The organism is Exiguobacterium sp. s46, from assembly GCF_018618875.1.
Taxonomy (GTDB): domain Bacteria; phylum Bacillota; class Bacilli; order Exiguobacteriales; family Exiguobacteriaceae; genus Exiguobacterium_A; species Exiguobacterium_A abrahamii.
The window spans coordinates 763647-786558 of sequence record NZ_JACSMY010000001.1 but is presented as its reverse complement, the minus strand read 5'-3'; the positions used below and the strand labels follow the sequence as shown (position 1 = coordinate 786558).

Annotated in this window: 22 protein-coding genes; 20 read left to right on the top strand and 2 right to left on the bottom strand. The window is 43.7% G+C overall.

Annotated features, from left to right (window positions below):
* The first annotated feature begins 47 nt into the window (after positions 1–47).
* The 15 genes from KNQ08_RS04055 (at position 48) to KNQ08_RS03985 (ending at position 16845) form a co-directional block, all read left to right on the top strand.
* Complete coding sequence (locus tag KNQ08_RS04055; protein ID WP_214804838.1) at positions 48–3776, top strand: ABC transporter permease; 3729 nt, start codon at positions 48–50, stop codon at positions 3774–3776.
* A gap of 166 nt (positions 3777–3942) precedes the next feature.
* On the top strand, positions 3943–4836 hold the full coding sequence (locus KNQ08_RS04050) for a DMT family transporter (protein ID WP_214804836.1): 894 nt from the start codon (positions 3943–3945) through the stop codon (positions 4834–4836).
* Between the two features lie 28 nt (positions 4837–4864).
* On the top strand, positions 4865–5335 hold the full coding sequence (locus KNQ08_RS04045) for a DUF7878 domain-containing protein (protein ID WP_214804834.1): 471 nt from the start codon (positions 4865–4867) through the stop codon (positions 5333–5335).
* 20 nt (positions 5336–5355) lie between these two features.
* Positions 5356–5874 carry a hypothetical protein gene (locus tag KNQ08_RS04040; RefSeq protein WP_214804832.1) on the top strand — a complete coding sequence of 173 codons (519 nt, stop codon included), beginning with the start codon at positions 5356–5358 and terminating at the stop codon, positions 5872–5874.
* A 233-nt stretch (positions 5875–6107) separates the two neighbouring features.
* Positions 6108–6986, top strand: coding sequence for an NmrA family NAD(P)-binding protein (locus KNQ08_RS04035; protein ID WP_214769791.1), 879 nt, complete (start codon positions 6108–6110; stop codon positions 6984–6986).
* A complete protein-coding gene (locus KNQ08_RS04030; protein ID WP_149427258.1) occupies positions 6973–7266 on the top strand; it encodes a hypothetical protein in 294 nt (97 codons plus the stop codon). The genes KNQ08_RS04035 and KNQ08_RS04030 overlap by 14 nt, the downstream gene beginning before the upstream one ends.
* A gap of 36 nt (positions 7267–7302) precedes the next feature.
* Complete coding sequence (locus KNQ08_RS04025; protein WP_055967752.1) at positions 7303–7722, top strand: RrF2 family transcriptional regulator; 420 nt, start codon at positions 7303–7305, stop codon at positions 7720–7722.
* Between the two features lie 53 nt (positions 7723–7775).
* Positions 7776–8630 (top strand): NmrA family NAD(P)-binding protein, encoded by an 855-nt coding sequence (locus KNQ08_RS04020; protein WP_167507556.1) that lies wholly within the window; start codon positions 7776–7778, stop codon positions 8628–8630.
* A gap of 402 nt (positions 8631–9032) precedes the next feature.
* On the top strand, positions 9033–9458 hold the full coding sequence (locus KNQ08_RS04015; RefSeq protein WP_244290131.1) for a hypothetical protein: 426 nt from the start codon (positions 9033–9035) through the stop codon (positions 9456–9458).
* 33 nt (positions 9459–9491) lie between these two features.
* Positions 9492–9773 carry a hypothetical protein gene (locus KNQ08_RS04010; protein ID WP_214769788.1) on the top strand — a complete coding sequence of 94 codons (282 nt, stop codon included), beginning with the start codon at positions 9492–9494 and terminating at the stop codon, positions 9771–9773.
* An 18-nt stretch (positions 9774–9791) separates the two neighbouring features.
* Positions 9792–10130, top strand: coding sequence for a hypothetical protein (locus KNQ08_RS04005; protein ID WP_214804830.1), 339 nt, complete (start codon positions 9792–9794; stop codon positions 10128–10130).
* Between the two features lie 37 nt (positions 10131–10167).
* Entirely contained in the window at positions 10168–11346 is a 1179-nt protein-coding gene (locus KNQ08_RS04000; protein WP_214804828.1) for a hypothetical protein, read from the top strand.
* 233 nt (positions 11347–11579) lie between these two features.
* Complete coding sequence (locus KNQ08_RS03995; protein WP_149427253.1) at positions 11580–13847, top strand: putative bifunctional diguanylate cyclase/phosphodiesterase; 2268 nt, start codon at positions 11580–11582, stop codon at positions 13845–13847.
* Positions 13848–14057: 210 nt separating this feature from the next.
* Positions 14058–15944, top strand: coding sequence for a DUF4084 domain-containing protein (locus tag KNQ08_RS03990; protein ID WP_214804826.1), 1887 nt, complete (start codon positions 14058–14060; stop codon positions 15942–15944).
* Positions 15945–16626: 682 nt separating this feature from the next.
* Complete coding sequence (locus tag KNQ08_RS03985) at positions 16627–16845, top strand: hypothetical protein (RefSeq protein WP_193748182.1); 219 nt, start codon at positions 16627–16629, stop codon at positions 16843–16845.
* A 99-nt stretch (positions 16846–16944) separates the two neighbouring features.
* Here the strand turns inward: KNQ08_RS03985 and KNQ08_RS03980 are convergent, their stop codons facing one another.
* Positions 16945–17661, bottom strand: a complete 717-nt coding sequence (locus KNQ08_RS03980) for a GntR family transcriptional regulator (protein WP_058713528.1) — start codon at positions 17659–17661, stop codon at positions 16945–16947.
* 173 nt (positions 17662–17834) lie between these two features.
* On the opposite strand from KNQ08_RS03980, the gene KNQ08_RS03975 reads away from it, so the two are divergent.
* The 5 genes from KNQ08_RS03975 to chbG are packed head-to-tail and all read left to right on the top strand — an operon-like array spanning position 17835 to position 21786.
* Positions 17835–19157 (top strand): 6-phospho-beta-glucosidase, encoded by a 1323-nt coding sequence (locus KNQ08_RS03975; RefSeq protein WP_214769779.1) that lies wholly within the window; start codon positions 17835–17837, stop codon positions 19155–19157.
* On the top strand, positions 19154–20473 hold the full coding sequence (gene celB / locus KNQ08_RS03970) for a PTS cellobiose transporter subunit IIC (protein WP_214804824.1): 1320 nt from the start codon (positions 19154–19156) through the stop codon (positions 20471–20473). The genes KNQ08_RS03975 and celB overlap by 4 nt, the downstream gene beginning before the upstream one ends.
* Positions 20470–20802 carry a PTS lactose/cellobiose transporter subunit IIA gene (locus tag KNQ08_RS03965; protein WP_419718319.1) on the top strand — a complete coding sequence of 111 codons (333 nt, stop codon included), beginning with the start codon at positions 20470–20472 and terminating at the stop codon, positions 20800–20802. The genes celB and KNQ08_RS03965 overlap by 4 nt, the downstream gene beginning before the upstream one ends.
* The gene (locus KNQ08_RS03960) at positions 20799–21101 is read left to right on the top strand and encodes a PTS sugar transporter subunit IIB (RefSeq protein WP_047390543.1); all 303 of its coding nucleotides are present in this window, start codon (positions 20799–20801) and stop codon (positions 21099–21101) included. The genes KNQ08_RS03965 and KNQ08_RS03960 overlap by 4 nt, the downstream gene beginning before the upstream one ends.
* Positions 21094–21786 (top strand): chitin disaccharide deacetylase, encoded by a 693-nt coding sequence (gene chbG / locus KNQ08_RS03955; RefSeq protein ID WP_214804822.1) that lies wholly within the window; start codon positions 21094–21096, stop codon positions 21784–21786. Before KNQ08_RS03960 ends, chbG begins: the two co-directional genes overlap by 8 nt.
* A gap of 144 nt (positions 21787–21930) precedes the next feature.
* Here the strand turns inward: chbG and KNQ08_RS03950 are convergent, their stop codons facing one another.
* The gene (locus KNQ08_RS03950) at positions 21931–22806 is read right to left on the bottom strand and encodes a MerR family transcriptional regulator (RefSeq protein ID WP_214804820.1); all 876 of its coding nucleotides are present in this window, start codon (positions 22804–22806) and stop codon (positions 21931–21933) included.
* Positions 22807–22912: the final 106 nt, after the last annotated feature.

Here is a 22912-nt window from a genome sequence, read left to right as displayed (position 1 = left end):
ATTTGACATGGGTCGTACCATCATTGAAAGGAATCGAGGTTTTGTCGATGCTTAAATTCATCTGGAATTCCTGGTGGCGCAACAAGGAGCGGTTCATTCTGCTCCTCGTCGGCGTCCTGATCGTCAGTACCGGACTAAGTTACTTAATCGGTACGACGCAAGCCAACAACGGAACGGTCGTCGATGAACTGCAAAAACGCTGGGGCTCATCGTACGATATCGTCGTTCGTCCGGAAGGCAGCCGGAGCGTGACGGAAGACTTGAACCTGCTCGAACCGAACTACATGAGTGGGCTCGATGGCGGGATCACCCGCAAACAATATGAGACGATCAAGCAGATTGCTGACGTCGAAGTCGCAGCACCGATTGCGATGATTGGGAACTACAATACGAATGCTGAAACGGATACCTATAATTTCAAAGAACCGGGCATTTACAAAATTTCGTTTACGGATATGCAAGATACCGGGCTAAAGAAAGAAACAGAATCTTATTCATTCTTTGCCGGAGCCGGTTGGTTCCCTCCTGAGAGTGACGGATTGAATCGAGATGTTTCACCGCAAGAATTAGGCGAGTTTCCTATCTACGGTTACGGGAGCGCAGTGATGCTTGCCGGGATTGATCCGGAAGCAGAAGCACAACTCGTTGGACTCGATCAGGCAACCAAAAAGGCTGCGCATAGTCGTTATTTCACGAAGGACGATGTCGTGAACGATTATGGTGACGGTGTTTGGGACATCCCATTGATCATGAACAGTCAGGAATACGTCAATGCTTCGCGGACCTATCGCTACGAGAAAGTCGATATCCCGCTCGTCAAAGATTCAATGGTTGAAACGGTGCGCAGTATCATGAAAAAAGGTGGCGAATCCTATCTCAAGACGCTTCCTGTTAAAGATACGAAGGAATACTATATTTCGACAGAGCAAGCATCAAAGCAACTTATTAAGAACATTCTCGAAGATAAGGTTCCGGAAAAAGCAAGTGGTAGCTTTGACTGGATGTTTTTAAAGCCATCGTCTGTCGAGTATCAAACGATTGCTAGTCCCTTTGCCAAACGTTGGCCGTTCACCTATCAAGTAACACCTCAAGAAGTCGATAAGGACGCCCTCATTTCGAAACGATCTATGTATCGAAAAGCTCGTCTCTTCGGTGACAACACGGGTAACCTTGATAAAGTACCGAAAATGCATTTGAACTACATTGGTGTCTTTGATCCGAAGAAATTGAACATCTCAAAAGACCCATTGACGGAACTGCCGATGGAGACCTATTTCCCGGCGAAAGCCCAATGGGTCATGGACAAGAATGAAAAACCGGTCAATCCAGTCCGAGAAGTCAAACCGACGAACGATCCGTATGACTTCTTGACGAAACCACCATCGATGCTGACGACGCTTGACGCCGCCTTTAAGTTACGTGGTGATAAAGCTATCTCTGCCATTCGTGTCAACGTCAAAGGTGTCGAGACGATGAACGCGACGAGTGAGAAAAAGTTGAAAGCTGTTGCTCAAGAGATCGAGGACAAGACCGGTCTGATCACCGATGTCACGCTCGGCTCCTCGCCACAGCTTGCGCTGACATACCTCCCTGGATTAAAAGGTGAATCGGCACTCGGTTGGATCCAGCAACCTTGGATCAAACTCGGTTCGTCGATGGCCATCTTCCAAGAAGCGAAAGTCGGCATGAGCGGCATCATCGCAAGTGTCATCGCTGTTGCGCTCGTGTATGTCTTTAGTTCAAATATCATTTTACTCTATGCCCGCAAGAAGGAATTCGCGATCTTACTGTCGCTCGGTTGGCGTCCACGTCAGCTCTCGAAGCTTCTGTTCCTAGAAGCAACGTTACTCGGCACACTCGTCGCCTTGATTTCTTGGACGATCCTCGGTTCGTTCTGGCTAACGACGGATCATCCGATTGCCTTATCACGGATCATCTTGATTGGACTCGCCGGACTGTTGATTTACTGGGGCGGTACGCTCGTCCCGATGACGCTCATTCGCCGGATTCAACCATTCGAAAGTATGCGTTCTGGTGAAGTCTCAAAAGGACGTCGCTTCGTCCGGGCACAAAGTGTCCTTGGGATGAGCATCAACCAACTCGCAACCTACTGGCAACGGACGATCCTCTCGACAATCGCAATCGCCTTGCCGACGAGTCTGTTCATTTTCTTCCTGTTCATCACCTTCCGACTGAAAGGTGTCTTGTATGCGACATGGCTCGGCGAATACGTTGCACTCGAAGTCGGCACGATGCATTATGTTGCGATGGGTGTCGCTTTACTTATCGCTATCCTGACGACGACGGAGATCATGTGGCAAAACGTCAACGAACGAAAGAGTCAGCTTGCCGTCTTGAAGGCAACTGGTTGGCGGAACGGTCAAATCCGGACGCTCGTCTTAAGTGAAGGACTGATGACGGGACTGTTCGCTGGAATCATCGGCTTACTGATCGCTCTTGCGATGATCGGCTTCGTCTATAACCAGTTCCCAACAGGTGAGCTCGGCTTCTTGAGTGTTATGTTGTTGATTCCTGCCATCACGGGAGTTCTCGGTGCCCTCTTACCCGCTCAACGCGCCGTCAGCATTACACCAAATGCTGCGATTGGAAGTGTCGCAACGAATACGAAAGCGACGGAACGACGTTTCCGACTCGCCTTATCCGCAGTTGGTGGTGCCCTTGTCGTTGGTGTCGCTTCCTTATTCTTCTTTGCTACGACAGAAGAAGGACCTGCGTCCACGAAACCGGTACAAACAGTTGCACCAACGGTCAAGACGACAGGAACGAAATTGGCAGATGTAAAAGACAAGAAAAAGAAAGCGTCCTCTACGAAAAAAGTCAATTCGAGCAAGCTCGATCAACTAATGAATCGTGGAGTCGTTCAAACCTATCCGGGAGATCCTAAAACAAAAAGCAATATTTTCCATGTTGATAAACTTCTCCTATCACCTCCAAAGGAGTTGAAATTACCAACTCTTGATGATGAACTATATGTTACCGTTCCCGTCATCCTTGAGAACTACAAGGATGAAGACGCAAATGGCGGGTATGCTATTTATAAGCCAAATCTATTCACGTTAGAGGATACAAGCGGTAATGTATACGAAGCTGTCGATTATGAGAACCGGAACCCAGACGCTTGGAAGGACGGCTATCGCTATTTCCCACCTTCCGCTTCTCGCGTCGATCTTGTGTTCCGTGTTCCAAGTGATAAAAATACGTATGTTCTTCTCGCGACAAGCGAAGCCATTGCGAAGCCGACGACCGTCAAAATCGAAGTCGATGCTGTAGATGTTACATCAACCACCGTGAAGACCGGACAAAAGAAACAGTCAAAGAAAACGAATACAGACGCCATCGAAGAACTGATGAATAAAGGTGGTCTTCAGACTTATGCTGGTGATAAAAATTTAATGAAAGAACGTGGATTCATGGTCAGTTCGGCGAAACGTGTTCCACTTAAGGATCTTCCGAAAGATAAACAAGCCGTATCTGTCAGACTTGAGATGCAGGTAAAGGGTGAAGATTCAGCTGACTCTTATATCGACTATAAACCCTCTTCTTTCCCATTGATTGATCGTCACAAGAAAAGCTACACGCCTGAAGAAACAATTAATCTGAACAAAAAAGCCTATTCAGAAAGCTTAGGTTATTACGCTCCCTTACACTCAAAAATTGATGTCATCTACATCGTACCGAAGACAGAAGATACCTTCGTCATGAACGTAAAAACAGGCTTCACCGGTTTTCTCTACACCGTTAAAATCAAATTATGATTGATACTTCTATCTATTAGATCGCTGACTGTCATATGACGGTCAGTGATTTTTTGTTTATGCTGACAGATGATTTTTACTGAAATCGTTTGTTACACTTCCATTTTTGTTAAGATGATAGATAGGAAAAGAATTGGAAATAAAAATACTTAAACGAGGCTTTACTATGACATATTTCATGTATCTATTTTGTTTGATCGTCTGGGGACTGAACTTCATTGCTGTCAAAATCCAAGGAACACCTGTCGCCTTGGAAGTATCCTTGACCTATCGATTAGCGATGACCGCTGTTCTTTTCATCCTATTCGCATTATTCGTTAAACGAACGAACAAACCTACCGCGACGGACATGCCTTTCATCGTCGTATTCGGTGTCTGTAACTTCGCTCTGAGTTACTTATGTCTCTATTACGCGACGATGTTAAGCTCTGCCGCGATCGTGACGTTGATTTTCTCACTCAAGGTCATTCTGACACCAATCGCTCTGCGCTTGTTTTTAAAAGAGACCCTCCATGCGCGCGTTTGGATTGGCGGATGTTTTGGTATCATCGGCGTCGGTGTCCTGATTGTTCCGAGTCTAGGCAGCATCCATGGACTGACCGATTTAAAAGGGGTCTTGATTGCCTTGGTCGGCACGCTATTAACAGCAGTGGGTGACGCCAGTTCAGCGCGGAACGCCAAGCAACGGATCAACCCGGTTCATGCCAATGCGATCGGATTCACTGTCGCGAGTTTAGTGATGGGCGCAATCGTCATGATTCAAGGAACACCGCTTACGCTCCCGACAACCGTCACCTATCTTTCTGCCTTACTGTATTTAACCGTGATTGCATCGTTTCTTGCGTGGCTGTTTTATTTGAAACTCGTCGAACGGATCGGTGGTGCGAAGAGCGGCTATATGGTAGCACTATTCCCGTTGATCGGCGGTGTTGCTTCAGTATTGATCGGTGAATCGACGCTATCTCTTCCTTTAATCATCGGGTGTCTATTTAGTTGCATCGGGGCTTCGATTGCTCTAGGGATTCGTCTGTTTCGGCAACGAAATAAAGTATTCAGCTAATGTCAATTCATGAACCGGAGTGATGAACATGTCTTCTCAAATCATATGTACGTATGATTTTTTAAATTCACCGAACGCTATTTCAAATGCTTCAGCAAGGGACATCCCCACCATTCTGTCGATTGAAGCGAATGTCAAAATCATCATTGATCATGCACTATATCTCGAAACATCGTTATCCATCTTCGAGTTTTATAAATCGTTGTATCGGTGGAAAAGATCGGTGACGCCTTCATTCATTCCTGCCTTTTATTATTATTCGGTGGAGTTTGACCATGATGAAGAAGGGGCAATCGTATCGATGGTCCCCTCCACGAATCAAGGAAATATTCAATCGATTTGGGGCGATGAACGGATGAACACTGTTTTTCCTCTCGACACCTTAGTGACATGCTTGTCTGATTTAGAAAGGCAACTTCGATTCGATCTTGAAGCGTACTTCGACATTCAGCTGGATGTCTTCATCCGTCACATTCCCTATTCGTCACCAAAACTTTAATAGAATGAGGAGACTTCTATATGCTTGATTTATCTCAGTTCCAGATCGAGCTTGATATCAGGAAGCCAACACCCTATTTTCAGTCAACACCAGAACGCCGTATCCGCTTTTTAATGGAAGACCTAAATGCTTCGCAGTTAAAAGAAATTCTTCAGACGATTTTTCAAGAAGACAGATCCATCCATCTTCTATTCGTCGCTGCGTACATTCATCGTTTTCGTCGTTATTCAGCAAAGGCACGAGTAGGCTCGTCGATCACGATTCGAAACTGGAAAGAGTATATCGTGGAAGATGAAGTAGCTCATAAAGGTGTCGTCTATGCACATGTGAAAGATATAGAGCTCAATGAAATCATTTCCTATTGCACAAAAGTCTATCGAGGGCACACATCAGCTTACATCGTCTTTCATGACTCGGATTTCCTTTTGTATGTGTCGACGGATGTAGTGGATGTTATTGGCGATGCGACTGCGATTAAGTCACTCAAGGAAACATACGCGGAACTTTACAATAGCTTTCACGACAAGTACGTCGAGTAATATTCATAATAAACCTAGATATGTAAACATAAGTATTAATAATTAATTTTTTTGAATATTAAGGTTCATATATTGAATAAATGGAATACTTAATTATGTTTTTAGCAGGAACTATTATCTATCCGGTATTTGAAAGATAATTAGGGTATTATATAACTAATACAAGTATTTTATTTACCACTTTCCAACATCAGTAATGCCTCGTTCATCTAAGAGAGGAAAGGAATTTTTCCATGATTTTCATTACGGACTTTTCTTCACCGATCGGGCAGCTCGTCAGCCAACGTATGCGCACGGAAGAACAGCCTTTTTGCATCGGGGTATCCGATCCACAAGCCGCTTCCGAATTATATGGAGAGCATTTTGACTTTCGTCGATTCGATGTCCAAGATGCCTCGACGTTCGTAGAGGCACTCGCAGGATGCGATCAAATCTTTCTCGAATTTCCTGCAAACGCGGACTTGGAGACATTCGAATATTTTATTCATTATCTCAGACAGACTGCCCTGCAACACATCGTCTACCTCTCAGCCAAAGACGCTCTATCCCTCCCATTCACGCCACATCATCGTATTGAAGTCGTCATTCGCCAAATCGACATTCCCTACACGATCATTCGTCCTAGCTACTACATGCAGCATTTAAACATGTTCATGCGAGATATGTTACGAGATCATGCACACCTCTTCGCACCGGCAGGAATTGGTAAGACGTGCATGATTGATGCCCGTGACGTAGCGACCGTCGTAATGACGTGTCTTGAAAACCCAGCCACTCACTTCAATAAAATCTATACGATCAGCGGTGAAGCGGCTTACAATTTTTACGAAGTCGCCCGGCTTCTCGGAGAAGAACTTGAAACAGAGATCATGTATACGAACCCGTCGATTGATTTTTTCCGGTCCTTTATGATGCAACATGGATTGTCTTACGAAGAAACCAATGAAATCATCAAACTTCATGTGCCGATCTTATTAGGTCTAGCGGATGAGACGGATAACCACTTTCTAGAACTAATTGGTGAACGACCGATCACCCTTCGGCAATATATAAAAGACCACCTATCCGATTGGGTAAATGAAGAGGAGGGCAAAGCATATGATTACTCATGAACGAGCACTGTTCGTTCATCAATGCATCGTCGATTATTATCACCGGCTCGGCATTCATTGTCAGGTGACGATATTCACAGAGTACCCATTGCAATTGTTGCTCGACTTCGACTCTCGAAGAGATGAACTGATTACGCCTCAACGGCGAAGCCTCTCCTGTCGGTACATTCGCGCACACCTCATTTCTGCTTTGATCACATTCGATGATTCCTACACGCATGTTTACATGACGAAAGCGCCCTTTTCCTCCATGACGCGATATTGTCTCTTGATTGTCTGAAATCATCATCAGTCAAAAATGAAAGGAGATGCGATCGTGCGGTTGAAACGTGCTACGGAACATGGCTTACTGACATTACTTTTTTTGGCACACACCTCAAAATCGATGACACGAAGAGGAGAATACGTAAAGACGAGAGATATTTCGCTTCAATGTAACATCTCGTACGAGCATCTTACGAAGATCATTTCAATTTTAGGAAGAGCAGGTCTTTTACGAACCCATGCTGGACGAGAAGGTGGTGTTCAACTCCTTCCATTGAGTCATACTGTCCGGGTCGGAGAAGTCGTCGCATTATTCGAACGTCCGCTTTTCCCGGGAACGCGTTATCAGGTACGTGCATTAGATCAACTATTAGATGTTGCACTGATTTCGTTCTTTAATACGCTCAATCAAGTTACGATAAAGCAATTAGCGGACGATTTACCACCTCACTTTTTCTTAGACATATCATGATTTACTTCTCATCAAACAGCAGTTCAGTCAAGTGTACAGGAAGGACGTTACACATGACGATTTTAGTAACAGGATTCACAGGAAACGTCGGACTAGCCGTCGGTCATGCAATGATGAAGCGACATATTCCCTTTCATGCGGCTGTCATCGATCCAGCAGCTGCTTCAGAGAAATTCGGCAATGCTTTTCACTATCGTCACCTGGACTACGCCGATATCTCAACGTTTTCACAAGCGTTAAAAGGCGTCGATCAACTCTTTTTGATGTATCCGTCCCAAGTATCAACACGACAGTTCCATCTCTTTCTGCGCTATTTGCGCTTCACCTCAGTCCGGCACATTGTTTATCTCTCGTTCAAGGATGTTCCAGTCTTTCCGCTGACACCTCACCATACGATCGAAAAAATCATTCAAGAGACCGGTATCCCGTTTACGATCATCCGTCCCGGATACTACATGCAAAATTTGAATCTCTTCATGCGTGATGACATCCGTTTTCACGAGCAGATCGTTACGCCCGCTGGTCTTGGGAAGACAAGCATGATCGACATCCGGGATATCGCGACGTTCGTCATCCATTGCCTCGAACATCCTGCTCCCCATTTCAATCGTGTCTATACGTTGCATGGCGAGGAAGTTTTCGGTTTCCATGAGATTGCAAGTCTGATGACGCTACTCTTAGGAAAGTCGATTCGTTACACGAACCCTTCGATTCCATTCTTCCAAATGAAGATGGTCCAAAAAGGATATCCGAAAAGCTACGTCAATGAAGTCATCATGTTACACCTCCCGATTAGTCTCGGACTCACGAAACGAACGAATCGTCAATTCCGCGAAGTGACTGGCACCGAGCCGATTCCCCTAAGTCAATATATTCTCGATTATCAAGCCCACTGGGAGAAGCATTGATTCCTCTATTCTTCGTAAAAGGAAAATGACTTCCTCAAAAGACGCTGATTGTTTCGTCATATGTTCCATTCTGAAGAACCATAGCTAGTTTCACTTCATTTAGGTTCCTCGCAAAATCGATATTACGCTCTTTAAGCGCTAAGAAGTCGTCTAAAAAAAGTATAGGAGTTCAAATAACTACTTTCTTAACCTCTATTCTTTCATTGCACCTAGTCGTCTCAAAGAGACACGTGTGCCTCATTCATAATCCCTTCATCCATTTGAAGGGATTTGATAGTTTATTGTGGAAAATGATTCTATATGAAGATTCTTCTGCATGATATATGACTTGATTGATTTTAATTACCGATTTAACACTATTATTTATTCAATAAAGGAGGAGCTGGTATCCTTAAATTCATTTTGATTGGCTCACTACTTGCCGTGGTTGCTTTTTTTATCTATTTTGAGCCATTCCGTATTGAACCCTACGACCCCGACGTCGAAGTAAACGGTAAAGCGATTCCAACTGTCCAAGGTTCTTATTGCTGGTCCAGTTTGTTCAGTGCACAATGTGCGGACATGATCTATGTCGATGCACTACACATGACTGAAAAAAGTAAACCCGTCATTGTCTCACCCTCTGAAAAGATTCATCTCTCGTTTGATCGTAAACCCGATACGTTCCAAGTCGTACGCTGGGATTCGAAAACGAAAAGTGCACAGGTTGCTTTAAAAAACGATATTCTTATCGCACCGTCTGCTCAAGGTACGTATACCTATGAGGTCGTTGCCGGATGGAATGAACACGGCGATGGTCTATCCGCCTTTTTGATTCAAGTCCGATGAAACCCACCCCACTCAAACAGGAGATGAATAACAATGCGTACAGGTTTTCGACTTTGGCTTCCCTTGCTCTCACTTGCCGTCTGTCTATTCAATGCCTTCGACTACGACGACAAAAATATCTTATTGTTTCTGACGAGCCCTGTCTTCTGGCTTCTTGAATCAAGATCCTTTCTTGGAACATGGCTAGATTCCTTCCATGTCCCGCTGTTCCTGATCTACATCCTGACCTTGATCAGTTGGTTCTTGATCGGCTTACTGATTGATGTCATTCTTTCTGTTTTGTTTAGAAGATCGTCTAGACGCATCCATGATTAACTGAGGAGGAAAATACATATGGGTCCAACCAATGACATGTGGGTGTGGGTATTATTCTATGCTTTCTTTTTCATCACACTTATCAGTGCAGTTTTTGTCGCGATCAAGCATCCATCTTTGAGAAAAGCATCGATTCGAGCGATGTTAGCCATGCTTTTTCTGTGTGCATTATTCATTTGGAACTCCATGTACCGTCTTGACATTACAGAGTTCAGACATTTTTACGAAGGATTGACGACACTGCGACCGTGGGCATGGATGTGTGTCTTCTTATTCGCCTACACATTAAAGTGGTGGTATCTCGTATTTCTTCACACCCGTCGTCCGAGTCCCTCTTCCCATGAAATGCAGCACTGACTTACGTTTCCGAAAATCTTCGAAGGAGCTATCCGATATGAAATTACATCGATTCGCATCTGTCTTTTGTCTTTCGACCATCGTTTGGACGACAGCGGGTTGTACCATGATGGAAGAACAAGCAACACCGCGTGTAGCAAAAAAAAATGTCGCGTCATCTGAACAAGTGAACACTTCCTCCAAGATAGCAACGACCGACACCAAGAACCAACAAGCAATCGAATTAGAAAAGCAATCGGAGCGCGTCACGTTAGGTCAAACGAAAACGTACGACCTTTCTTCCTTATTAAGCAAACACCGTGTCTCGATCGATCCACAGTATGCTTATCAAAACCAGATGTTTTACTTGGATCTACAAGAAAATAAGAGCACCATTTATACATACGATACGAAACGACAGCACAACAAAATCGTCCATGCGACGAAGCATGCAATCCCGATGATGACGGGTACAGGTGAATTTTTACTATGGGTCGAAACGGAACAACCGACGAAAACAGGTGTAAAATGGTCGATTCGTCAATTGAAGATTACGACGAATCAGGTGACGACGCTCGATGTCGGTGAAAGTCGCTTCGATACGTCCCCTCCGAGAATCGATGTTACGTCAACTCGGGTTTCCTGGATCACGCAAGAAGCGACTGCACAAAAAACGGTCTCCACGATAAAAACGTATTCCTTAAAAACCGGAAAGATCACACCACTCCAGTCCTTCATCTTAAAAACAGGAAAGGTACGAGACGGTCTATTCACATACGAGCACCGCGATAGCGATGACGGCGTGACCTTATACACGTCTCACTTTAACAACGGAAAGAACGTCCGTGTGCTTGAGACGCTGGATGGTGCCTACAAAAAAGAGATATCCGGATTAATTGATTTCAGTCGCAGCGGTACCTATCTCGCTCTTGGAACAGAAGGCGACGCCATATTCCAACCCATCGGATTGGACGAACAGACGCTGAACTATTCCGCTTCCAGTGCCCAGACGACGATCGACGGCATTCAGTTCCTCTCAAATACACAAGTCATCTTCCGCGAAGGCATCCATCAGTTGATGTATGCGAACTTAAAAGCGAAGACCGTCGCTCCTCTGACTAACTTTGAAGAGTTGGTTTCCATTCCTCTTTACCATGACGGTGTACTGGCGTACAGCATCACGAATGGAACGAAAACGACGTACCATCTTGTAAACTTGAAAGCTTCAAATTACTAGACACGACAGTAAAAAAGCTTTTAAATCGTTTAAATCAAAAAATAAAAAACGATAACAAACTAAATGTAAGCCTAGATCAACTCAATTGGGAGAACTAGGCTTATTTTTAAGTTCTATATTTTAATAGTAGCTATTTTTAAAATCCGAACGACATTAGAACATTACGTTAAATATAAATCCAATATATCCGATACTTATTTGAAAGCTATTTAAACATAAGGGAGGAAAAATCTTTGCGTACAACTATAAGTTATCCCTTCCTTCTGTCCATCGGAATTGGTTTATTGTTTTGGTATGGGAACCATTTTTTTGAAGGATCTGAATGGATGCGATTGGTTCTATTAAACACGGTCCAGTTGTTCGTCGGTATTTTAAGTACGAGTTGGATCATAAAAAGTTATCTCAAGAATGAATCCGCTAGACGTTTTTGGATGTTTTTAGGTCTTGGAACAAGTTTTTCTGCCCTTGGCACACTTGTTTGGATCATCTTACTTGTTACGAATCATGTCATAAATACACCGGACTTATCATCTTTAACTTGGGTCTGCTCTTACTTTTTTTACTTTGCTGCCCTGTTAAATCAACTTATGAATCAAACGAGAAAATTTTCAAACTCGGCATTCTTCTTTAATACAATGATTTATATGATAGCCGCGACTTCAATTAGTTATCATTACCTGCTTTATCCGCTTTATCAGATTAATCAGCAGTCTTTGTGGTACATCGCCCACACGTTTCTTTTCCAAATTGCCGATTTAGGAATTCTTTTTTTTATCATCACGCTTTATTATTTAATTCTATTCAACAAACGAAATGCATATTTGACTTATCTCATCATCGGTTTATTTTTACAAGTCATCGGAGATATCACTTTTGCACAATTTACAATTAAGAATAGCTATATATCAGGTGGCAGTGTCGATTTGATTTGGACTATCGCATTACTATTTATCGGTTACACCGCTCGATATCATGAAAAAGAGCCTAGACAAGGAAATATGATTGATCCATTTGCTCTTAATGTCTCAACTAAAAAAGAATTTATCTTTCCTTATTCGAGCATCTTGATCCTCTCCATCCTAATGATGCAAAGTTATGCCTGGAATTTAAATGCCTTAAGTACAGGATGGATCATGATTTTTTTTCTTATCATCATTAGACAAGCTTTTACTGTCATGAAAAATAGTGAATTATTAGCTGAATTAAACCAAATCGCATATATCGATCCATTAACGAGCTTAGGTAATCGTGCATCATTTTTACAAGACACCAAAAATAGCCTCAAAGATGAACACGCACCGCTTGCCTTCATATTGCTTCAAGTAGAACGAGTGCGGATGTACACAGATATTTTCGGGCATCATGTTGGAGAACAGATCATGAAAGAAGTATCTTTCCGCTTAAAACATGTACTGAAAGAGAATTTTAAAATGTATCGGTACAGTGAAGATGAGTTTATGATTGTGCTTCTGAAAACAGAGAGATCTAATATCACTGTTGTGAATGAAAAGATACTTATTCATCTTGCAGCTCCTATCCGTTTGAAGGAGCTAGAATTGAATATTGTAGCGCATGGTGGTGTCAGTGTATTTCCTGACCAAAGTTTGACGATCGAAGAAATACAGGCTCATACAGCTGAAGCTCTTTATCAAGCTAAACAGAATGGAAATTACGCATTTGTTTCCTATGGAACTGAACTTCAATCCAACTTAGTACGAAAGCTTGAAATTGAATCTTATTTACGAAATGCGATACGTGAGCATCAATTGAGCGTCTACTATCAACCTAAAGTCAATCTTCGTTCTGGGAGAATCGTTGGTATGGAAGCATTGCTCCGTTGGCATCATCCAAAGTTAGGGTGGATTTCACCAGCTGAGTTCATCCCAATCGCTGAAGAAGCAGGTCTGATCAATGAAATCGGAGAGTGGGTCCTATTCACTGCGACTTACCAAAGTAAACAACTTCAGCTTTTAGGATTTGAACCCTTACTTCTATCGGTCAACGTTTCTGTTCTTCAATTTCAGAGTCCAAACTTCTGCCGGCGTGTCATCGAGATTCTCGAGGAGACATCTCTTGACTCGCAGTGGCTCGAACTTGAGATTACAGAGAGCATTGTTCAAAACATCAAAGAGAGCGTTTCGATTTTGCAATGTTTGAAGACCTCGCAGATTAAAACATCCATCGATGACTTTGGAACAGGGTATTCGTCTTTGAATGTACTCGAGCAACTTCCGATTGATACATTGAAAATCGATAAGTCATTTATCGATCGCCTGCTTTCTAATCAAAAATCGCCTATGGTCAAGACGATCATCGAGCTCGGCTTGAATCTTAATTTAACCGTCGTAGCGGAAGGAATCGAAACGATTGAACAAAAAGAGGTTCTTACTTCTTACGGATGTACGATCGGTCAAGGTTACTTATTCTCTCGTCCAATCGATTTTGACGCATTTGTTACATTGCTTCAAACACAAGATGTTTTGAAGACCACATCTCTCTAAAAATTTTAAAGTGCATGCCGTAGATGACGTTTGATCATTTATGTCATGCACTTTATGATGGCGACTTATTTTTCTATCTTGATCTTAAGGAATAATTTTAAGATGCTCTGCTGATAAACCAGTATAGACCTGTTTTATAAACAAATTCTTTTCAAAAAATAAGCTCATTGTATACTAAGTGAATATGATAAGAAGGAGTATAAGAATAGCATGTTTAAACAACCTAAAAGCTTTATCCTCATCATTCTACTTTATGCTTTAGGCTATTATGGATGGATTGTCACTTTTTCTGATTCTCAATTTCTTGAAGCACTAGGGGGAAATATTTTTTCAATTGCAGGATTGTTGATCGCCCTTCTCTACTTGAGGATTGCTATCAAATGGGCTGATTCAAATGATCGTAAGTTCTGGTTACTTATCACTTTCGGCACCTTTTGTTATTTAATCGCCGAATTGATTTGGTTTTTCACAGAAAATATTTTTCACAAAAACGTGGCGTTTCCAGGATGGCCAGACGTGTTTTACATTCTACAAGTTATCTTCCTGCTTTACGCTCTGATTTACAAAATTTTGAAGGATGCAGCTATACAGCAACGCATTTCATTTTTATTCGATGTCATGATTATTTTAGTCGTTGCGAGTACCTTCTCTTGGCACTTTTTAATCGAGCCTATTTTGGATACGAGTGCGGCAACCATGAATGCTCTCATTGTCTCCCTAATCTACCCTTTAGGAGACTTGGGCATGTTAGTCGCCGCTTCCTTTTTATTCTTTAACCTTACGAGTAAGGATAAAAGTTTATCTATGTATCTCATTATCGCAGCCGTCACGATACAAGCAATCGCTGACTCTGTTTACTTGTATTTGATTGCTCAAGACACATACATCTCAGGTAGTTTAATTGATCCTCTGTTCATCATAGCAATGATCGTTTTAGCTTTTTCAGGTCTTCAACATCAGCCAAATACTATAAGTACAACGTTAACGACTCATCACGAAAAGTTAAATATTTTTCAAATGCTCACGCCTTATGGGGGAGTCTTGATTCTGTTCGTCTTCATGGGATTTCACTCGCGTAGTTTCGATATCGTGACAGTAGGTTCAGGACTTTCCATTTTACTCGTCATTACCCGGCAAGTCTTAATTATTATCGAGAATCATAAATTAGTCCGTCGCTACTACGATCAAGCACAAACGCTTGAATTAAGTGAAGAACGGTATAAATCCTTGTTCGAATATCATCCAGATCCAGTGTACTCAACTGACCTTAAAGGTCAATTTGATAGTGCGAATACTGCCTGTAGCGATCTTCTCGGCGTCTCTAAGACCGACTTGATGGGTCAAAATAGCCTTCGCTATGTCAAAGATACACATCGGATGACGGTCGCAGAAGAACTAAAGGAAGTATTTAAAGGTATGCCCCGAAGTTATGAGACCGTTGTTGAAAATGCATTCGGTTCCAGTATGTATATGAACATCACCAATGTTCCAATCATCGTCCAAAACGAAATTGTTGGAATCTTCGGTATCGGTAAGGATGTGACTGAAATAAAGCGAAATGAACAACGTATTCAATACCTTGCCTATCATGATGCGTTGACAGGATTATTCAATCGCCTTGCGTTCGAAGAACGCCTGTTAAAGCTCATTAAAAGTGATTCTTTTCATCCTCCATCAAATGTGTCTTTATTTTTCATGGACTTAAATCAATTCAAAGCAGTCAACGATACTCTGGGACACGATGTCGGTGACCAATTATTGAAAGCGGTCGCTAGAAGACTACAATCATTCGATGCGGATTTTGACATGATGGCACGGCAAGGCGGTGATGAATTTACATTACTTTTAAAGAATGTTAAATCATACGAACAACTTCATCGTATTGCAAATCAGTTGTTGAGCACGTTACAAGCACCTTATGAGATTGTCAATCATATGATTTCTTGTCCGCCAAGCATCGGTATCTCCTGCTATCCGACGGATGCCTCGAGTATGCTCGAGATGCTACAGCACGCGGATCTCGCCATGTATCGCGCAAAAGACATTCCCTCAGGAAGCTACGTTCTTTATAATGAACTTCAACATATGCCGAGTTAAAAAAACTTATTTGTCTTGGATATAGACTCTTTAGAATATGAAACCAGCACCTGATTATTTATCAGATGCTGGTTTTTATTAATTGATATTATATTTAATAAAAATAGTGGTTCGCTAATTCATCTTAAAATGTAAGAAGAATACAGTTATGAATGTAAACATTCGTCAATTGTCTCATCAGGAAAATCCTCCGATGAATTTTTTGCTAGTGGCAGAACCCTCATATAAGATAGTCAAACGTCTAGATTTCGAATAATCGGTGTCGATACGAACTACTTCTTGAGGCACTACAAAAAGGAAATCATTGAAAACGGAATCCGGTGCACGGATATGATCCGATTATCTCAAAACCTATGAAAATTCAGCATCCTTTTTTGAAAAGCATGATCTTATCGTTTGTACCAGAATCCATCTATAAAACTCCATTCAAACTCTTTGAACAATCATGATTGATGCCTTGATAAACGATTCACCTCAAATAATATTGCAAAAAATGTATTCATACCCCATAATATGAACATACGTTCTTATTATAGGGAGGTTCATCATGCAGCACCTTCAAAAAGAAATGACTCATCCGGTATCGTTACCCACTATGAATCCGCTTATTTGTCTCTCCATCGATTCATCCATTATTCTTCACAATGATACTTCCGTTACTATGACTTATAAAATGGACGTCATGTTATTCATCGCTTTACGGGAAAGATTATCCTTAAAACTGCTTCCTCCCCATCATTCCGGTGGCATTACAGAACTTGTCTACATAGAAGAAGTCGACTTCGAGAGTCGACAGTTGACGCTATTTCATGTGAACGATTCGTCATTGTCCTATCATCGCTACGTCGAAAACGATTACTTACTCTCCGAACAGCCTCAACTATTACTTAGCATAATGTGAGTTGAAACAAAATGATGACGTCAAAAAAGGTTGAATCCATTTCGATGTGTGAAGGGATTCAACCTTTTTTCGTGCTTCTCGGCAACAATGCTATTCCATTTAACGATACGAACGTTCAATCACAAAGTTTGTCTTATCCCCACGGAAGTAGGATCGTGAATACTCAATGATCTGACCTTCCTGATCCTCTGTCACCGTCTCGATATAAAAACACGGCGCATTGACCGGACATTTCAGATGACTACTGATGGCTTCATCCGCTAAGACGATTTCGAGTGACTCCGTCGTTTTCGCCACTTGGATATCGAAGACCTTCGATAGCGTATCAAACAACGAATGTTCTGCTTGTTCCTTCGTAATTCCTGGAGCAATCGACCAGGGGATGAATGAGATCTCATATTGTGTCGGTTCACCGTCGGCATGACGAATCCGTTCAATCTTCTGGATGGGCGCTTGCTCTTCTACAGGAAAGACTTCCGTTAGGACGTCGGTCGCAGAGACGACGGATAATTGAATCAACGACACCTCGCCCCGCTTACCTTGCACCGCTAACTGAGCGGCGTAATTGTTCGGTGTATGCGACAAGGTCTGCCGAACTTTTTTACCGGCGACGAACGTCCCACGTCCTTGCTGTCGAATCAGATACCCTTCAAGCGTCAACTGGTTCAATGCCCCCCGAACGGTCGTCCGACTAACATCGAACTCTTCACAAAGTACATACTCCGTCGGGAATTTTTTCCCTTCTTCGTAATAGCCTCTCTTGATTCGCGACAGTAACTCTTCCTTGATTGCCGTCTGTAACGTCGATTGCGACATACCCCCACCTCTTCCTCTAATCCTTTGTGCCTTTATTGTGATACAGACATCATACAAATGCAAATACAAATCATAATTTGTTTTATTTGTATTTTTATATTGCTCTAAGTTGTATTATTTGTTACATTTGTTACAACAAAAAGAAATCGCTTTCATAAGGAGGAATTCACAACATGCCACTCAAGGTCGTCATCATCGGTGGAGGCTCCAGCTATACACCGGAAATCATCGAAGGATTCATTCTGCGTCACCACTCCTTTCCGGTCGATGAGGTCGTGCTCGTCGATATCGAAGACGGAAAAGAAAAGCTCGAAACCGTTGGGAAACTCGCACAACGGATGATTGACAAGTCTAACGTGAAGATCGCACTTCGTTGGACACTCGATCGAAGAGAAGCGCTCCGTGGAGCCGACTTCGTCTCGACGCAAATCCGAGTCGGTGGTCTTGCGGCCCGTGCGCTTGACGAGCGCATCCCACTGAAGCATGGCTTCATCGGTCAAGAGACGAATGGCGCTGGCGGTATGTTCAAGGCGTTTCGGACGATTCCCGTCTTACTAGAGCTCGCTGACGAGATGGCGGAACTCTGTCCCGAAGCCTGGTTAATTAATTTCACCAATCCTGCAGGGATCGTGACCGAAGCACTATTGAAACATTCCAAGCATCAGAAGGTGATTGGTGTCTGTAACATCCCGTTCAACATGCGGAACTCCGTTGCTGAAATCCTACATGCTCCCGTCGAGCACGTCTCGATCGAATTTATCGGGTTGAATCACTTCATCTTTGGTCGACAAGTCACGGTGAATGGTGTCGACCGCACAGAAGACGTTCTTTCCGCATTGCGTCAAGGGAACGACTACTCACCAGCGAATATCGTCGGACTCGGCTGGTCGGAGTCGTTCCTGAATTCAATTAAAATGTTGCCGAACCCGTACCATCAGTATTATTTCCAAACGCGTGACGTGCTCGCTAAAGATTTACAGGCTTACGAAGAGAATGGAACACGAGCCGAAGTCGTCCAAGAAGTCGAGCGCCGACTGTTCGAGCAATACCGAGACGTATCGCTCGATGTAAAACCGAAGGAGCTTGAGCAACGCGGTGGAGCCTACTACTCGGATGCAGCGTGTAACTTAATGGACTCGCTCTATAACGACCGTGGTGATATCCAAACCGTCAATACGCTGAATCAAGGAACGATCCGTGACTTACCGGAAGATGCGGTCATCGAGGTCAACGCCGTCATCACAAAAGCCGGACCGCGACCTCTGTCGATCGGTAGCTTACCACTCCACGTGCGTGGACTGATCACGAACTTAAAGACATTCGAGCAACTGACGATTCAAGCCGCCATCTCCGGGAAGTATGAGGATGCTTATCTCGCTGCCCTGATGAACCCATTGATCCAAGACGAAAAACGGATCGACGCTTTACTTGAAGAGCTGTTTCGCGCGCATCACCCGTACTTACCCCAATTCCAACTTAAGGAGGTTCTCTCATGAACAAGTTCATTGAAATCGCCGGACGGATCGGTTCCCAGCGCCATCTCGTCGCCATCCGTGACGGGTTCGTCTCCGTCATGCCGCTCATCATCGTCGGTTCGCTCGCGATCCTGATCAATAACTTCCCTGCCATCCAGCTCGGCAGCTGGTCGCTCGACTTCGTCGGCTCGATGAACAACGCTTTTGGTGAAGGCAGTTGGCAACGGCTCGGCGGAAACATCTGGAATGCCTCCTTCGCGATCCTCGGCTTACTAGTCGCTTTCTCGATTGCCTATAACTTGGCACGGTCCTACGATATCGACGGTCTTGCCGCTGGTATCCTGTCGATCGCATCTTACGTCATGCTTGTTCCGGTCACGAAAGACTGGGGACTTAGCTTTGCTTGGCTCGGCGCACAAGGTTTATTCGTCGCCATCATCGTCTCGCTCTTCGTGACGGAAGCGTTCCGCCTTCTCATCCATACGAAACTGACGATCCGGATGCCGGACGGTGTGCCCGGTGGTGTCACCCGATCGTTTCAAGCGTTGATTCCTTCGATGATCATCTTGACGGTCGTTGCTGCGATCCAGTTGTTCATTCAAATAAAACTCGAGCTCAGCATCTTCGAAGTCATCTTCAAGGCAATCCAGCAACCGCTTCAAGGTTTCGGAGATTCGCTCGCTGCCGGTCTGATCATCGCTCTGTTGAACCATGTCCTCTGGTTCTTCGGATTACACGGCACGAACATCATCGGTTCGGTCATAGAGCCGATCTACCTGCCGCTGATCGAACAGAACTTAGCTGCATTTCAAGCTGGCGCCTCCGCCTATGACGTCCCGTACACGGTAACGAAACCGTTTCTCGATGCGTTCGTCTTCATGGGTGGCTCTGGTACGACATTGTCACTTCTACTCGCCATCTTCATCGTCGTAAGGAAACAACGTAATCATCCCTATCATCAAGTCGCTAAGCTATCCGCTCCAGCTGGTCTGTTCAACATCAACGAACCGGTCATCTTCGGCATGCCGATCGTGCTCAACCCGGTCATGTTGATTCCGTTCATCCTCGCACCGGTCGTCTTGACGGTCGTCTCATATGTTGCACTATCAACCGGAATGGTTCCAAAGACGGTCGCCATCGTACCATGGACGACACCACCGATCATCAGCGGGTATCTTGTCACCGGTGGCAGCATCCGCGGTGTCCTGCTTCAGGTGTTCAACTTGACGCTCGCGACGCTCATTTACATCCCGTTCGTCGTAGCAGGAGCTCGCGCCATGACTGCCGAAATCAATCGAAACAAAGACAGCATCCACGAAGGAGAGAAAATCAGTTGAAGACAGAATCAATCCAACAACTATCGTTCATGATCATCTTACATGCCGGAAATGCACGCTCGAGTGCTTTTGAGGCGATTGCTGCTGCCAAACGCAGTGACGAAGCACTTGTCCAAGCGAAACTCGAGGAAGCAGAGACTTCGTTTCTTGAGGCACACAAACTACAAACGGAACTTTTGCAAGAAGAAGCACGAGGAACGAGCAACGAGATGAGTGTCCTACTCGTCCACGCTCAAGATCATCTGATGACGGCGATGACGGTCAAGGAACTGGCGACCGAGATGATCGACATGATCACTAAAATCAATCGACTGGAGGAAGCGAAATGAATATCTTACTCGTCTGCTCAGCAGGCATGTCCACTTCAATCTTGGTAGAAAAAATGCGGACGGAAGCCGTAGCACGAGGGCTTGACGCAACGATCGAAGCAGTACCCGAATCGCGACTAAAGGAACATACGACGATGGACGTCATCTTGATCGGTCCGCAAGTCCGGTACCTCGAGAACAAAATCCGTACAGCAGTTAACGTGCCGGTTGCTGTGATTGACAACATGGCATACGGGTTGATGAAGGGCGATCAAGTGCTTGATCAAGCACTCTCGCTGACTGGCACGGCACATGCCTAAGACGCGTGTAATCGTCAATGCTGATGATTTCGGTTTGACGACGGGTATTAACCAAGGCATCATCGAGAGTCATCTTTACGGTCCCGTCAATTCGACGACGCTGATGATGAACGGACATGCGGTCGAAGAAGCTGTTCGACTTTCTCAGCAACACCCGGACCTGCATGTCGGCGTACATCTCGTGCTCTCTTGGGGAAGACCGCTCGCTTCGACAAGTCAGTCGTTAACGAAGGAGGACGGAACGTTCCGCTTCACGAGTCGCTTTTTGAAAGAAGAGCCACCGGATCCTAAAGACGTCTACCTAGAATGGAAAGCCCAGATTGAAGCTTTTCTTGCTACCGGGCTGTCGTTGCATCACTTAGACAGTCACCATCATATCCACGGCTGGTCCGCGATCGATTCCATCATCGTCGATCTCGCTAACGAATATCAAACGACGTTCCGTGCTGCGGGGAACGAGAAGCACCGGGATCTCTGGCTGACGAATCGCTTCGATGAGCGGTTTTATGGAGAGGGCGTTTCGTTTGCGACACTTGATTCAATCACACCCGGTTCATCCGTTGAGGTCATGGTGCACCCTGCCAACATGGATGCGTTACTTCCAAGCGTCACATCTTATGTGAATCAGCGACTCGTCGAGAAAGATCTTTTAACGAGATATACTCCACCGGATTGGTGGACATGAAAAAACATCCCTACTGCCTTGACGAACCGAGGAGTAGGGATGTTGTCATTTTCTTTATGAAACGTTGTAATAAGAAATTGCGATTTTTTTAGAATTAATTTTACATATATAAAATTAAAGTACAAAATGATTGTTGCTTTCACACTACGCATTATTTGGTGTAATGCGAAATTGAGTCTCAGAAAGTATATCTTCCGTATAATCAATCGCAGTTAACTGAGTGAGGTCTGTTAAGACGATATCAATTAATGGTCCCTCGACTTTATAGTTGTTTTCTTGAAGCCATTCTTGTAGAAATGAATATAATTTACGAAATCGTTCCTTCCCTGCCATACCTCTACTCACAATACAAGCATAACTACCACTAGGCAAAGTCGCATTCTGAAACGGGGATGTCATGGAAGGAAGAAGCACGCCTACCTCTAAATCGATTTCTGGAAGATGTCTTTCGAAGTGAGAAAATTCTTCATTTAGTTGGATATGATGATGCTGTAACACGAGCGATGTAACGGGTAGATCCTCAAACGAATTTTCTTTGAGTAACTGTAGAAACGCGTCTTGATAGATATCAATTCCGCCTCTGTCGAAAATCTTTCGCTTCGATAGAATAGGTCGTTCATCAAAATGTTTCACTACTATTTCCCAACTATCCTTTTTCGTGATTGTTGACGAAATTAATTCCTTTTCTATAGATTCGATTCGGCGATGCACTTCCTTCTCAGTCTGAAGAAGTGCCAACCGCTTTAACTTAATTTCTTGTTTCTTCTTATCTAACAATCCAAGTTGAAGATTCATATTTCTTTCGTTTAAAAAAAGTTGAACTTCTTCAAGAGAAAAATTCATCCTGCGCAGATGCTGGACGATTTTCATATGTGTGATGTCGTGTTGTGTGTAATATCGATACTTACTATGTGGATCGATTTGACGCGAACGGATCAGACCAATCTGATCATAATATCGTAGTGTCGATGCAGGTATCCCACTTTGTTTTGCAGCCTCTCCAATTTTAAATAAACTCAAGTTATCTCTCCTTTTAAACTATATTTTATAGAAAGCTTGACCTTAAAGTTACTTGAAGGTTGATAATCAATCAGTGTCATCACAACATTGATTGAAGGAGAACTGA